Source organism: Bacillus sp. AP50, from assembly GCF_040492675.1.
GTDB lineage: Bacteria > Bacillota > Bacilli > Bacillales > Bacillaceae_G > Bacillus_A > Bacillus_A cereus.
This window is the reverse complement of the sequence record NZ_JBEUTW010000524.1, coordinates 1-2021: the sequence shown is the minus strand read 5'-3', so window position 1 is coordinate 2021 and position 2021 is coordinate 1. Positions and strand designations below refer to the sequence as shown.

Sequence of the window (2021 nt, the reverse complement as noted above, 5' to 3'; positions counted from 1 at the left end):
CTCTTGATAAATTTGGATAAGACAAATCGAAAACTAGATTTATTGGTACAGTTATCCATTTTAATAAATTTGTTTGAGGATTATTAATTAAAGCTGTGGAGCCCTTAACGAATCCAGCTAAAATTAAAGACATAAATCCTCCCCCGGAACTGCCATAAAACAACACATTTTTCGAATCAACTTTTAACTTTACAAATACTATTTCTAAAATATTTGCTATATCTTGTAAATAAAATCTATTTAACTCTCCCTGTCCCCAGCCTAAAGATAATTTCCCAAGATATAACGTAGGGTCATTATAATATATAACAGTATCTTCAAATTCATCCATCCAAGAATGTCGATGAAAAATAGGTGGACCAATTGGCTGTTCTTGAAACCCACCTGCTCCGGATCCAAAAACAATAGTGTTAGAAGCATCGGGCTTAATACGAATTAAAAATTCATACGTTACTTTATCCCAATCAACCTTGAGTATAAATGGTTCTGTAATTTGAAAATCCATTTGCCATAATTGTTCATATGAAATGTTAATTTTTTTGTACTGGTCTAACAGTTTAATCACCCTTTCCATCTATTTCAAGATGTTCTATTAAGTAAGAGAGAGCTTCAACGTGATCACCAATTATTCTTAATACTGCCGGAGGATGTCCATTGTGACTTACATTCTCCATTAAACGAATTCTATTCGGTTTTACAACATCAACGTAATGTACACATTCTACTCTATACCCTTGTAATATAGCTTTTACTTGTGCAAGACTAGGGCATAGTAAGCTTTCCCAGCCTATTGCATCTAAACATGATCTACTCATAGCATGTGGAATTGCTACTAATGAGCCATTGCTTAATTCTGGACGATTATATGCTAAATTAAGCATATATTTTACGACGTCTACAACATAAAACGGAGGATGTAACATCGGATTCAAATCATTTAATGCTATGTCTACACCAGCTGAAACTGCTTTTGTAAAATGATGCAAATTACTTCCTGAAACACTAAAATCACCATCAATAAATAAAAGAATATCTCCTGTAGCTTCAAGCGCTCCAATAGCACGTCCAACATTATGACCAAGTCGTTCGTTATATTCAATAATAGTAACACCAAGTCTTTTAGCAATATTAGCCGTTTGATCTGTCGAACCATTTACAACGACAATTATTTCTAGTGGTTCTATTTTTCTCGCCTCAAGTATTACTTGTTCTATAGTCTCTTCTTCATTTTGTACTGGTATAATGACAGAAAGTTGTTTCCCGTTATAAATTGAAGAATGCATTCCCCAGCCTCGATGATACGAAGGATACTGCTTGCTTTCACCTAATCTTTGAATAATATCTCTTCTTTTTCCTGCATCAGTAAAACCTACTCTTCTTCCCTTTTTCTCTATCCATTTGGATATACCAATTAAATATTTTTCCACTTTCTCTTTTTCATTTTCTAATAATTCTTTTTTAAATAAATACCCTTCTTCTTCGAACATTTCATCTTTAGATAACGTTCTTATTGCACATTGATCGTTAATCCGCCACCCCTGATTCACAATCTTCATATAAGATAGAACGATATCTTCCATATAATTAAAGCCGATGTTTCCCACTACTTCCTTCGTAAGCGCATATGGTAACGAAAGTATTGAATTGCTTTTTAAATCTGGTCGACTTAAAATTTCATTTAACATTTTTCTCCATACAATATCCATATTTGGACATTTATCAACTTCTATAAATTTATCTATTTTGTTTAATACTACATCAGCCTGATTTGTAACGACTGGCTCAATAAAATTCTTCATTTCATTTGAAGATAATAAAAAATTACTATCTACAAATAACAATACATCTCCTTTTGCTGCCTTTACAGAAGCTTCATACCCATCATAATACGTACTATATTTATCCATCAAAACAATATGGCATTTATGTTTCTTTGCTATTTCATACAAATTACTTCTATCGTTAGGAACGAAAATTATAATTTCAAGAGGATTTAGCTTCCATATAGATTGAATTGACTC

At 32.3% G+C, this 2021-nt stretch carries 1 protein-coding gene and 1 pseudogene; both read right to left on the bottom strand.

Features of this window, described 5'->3' with window-relative positions:
- Positions 1 to 505: pseudogene (locus ABWK52_RS25955) on the bottom strand (glycosyl transferase); the annotation flags it as partial.
- 52 nt (positions 506 to 557) lie between these two features.
- On the bottom strand, positions 558 to 2021 hold a 1464-nt coding region (locus ABWK52_RS25950; protein ID WP_353772226.1), incomplete at its 5' end, for a glycosyltransferase.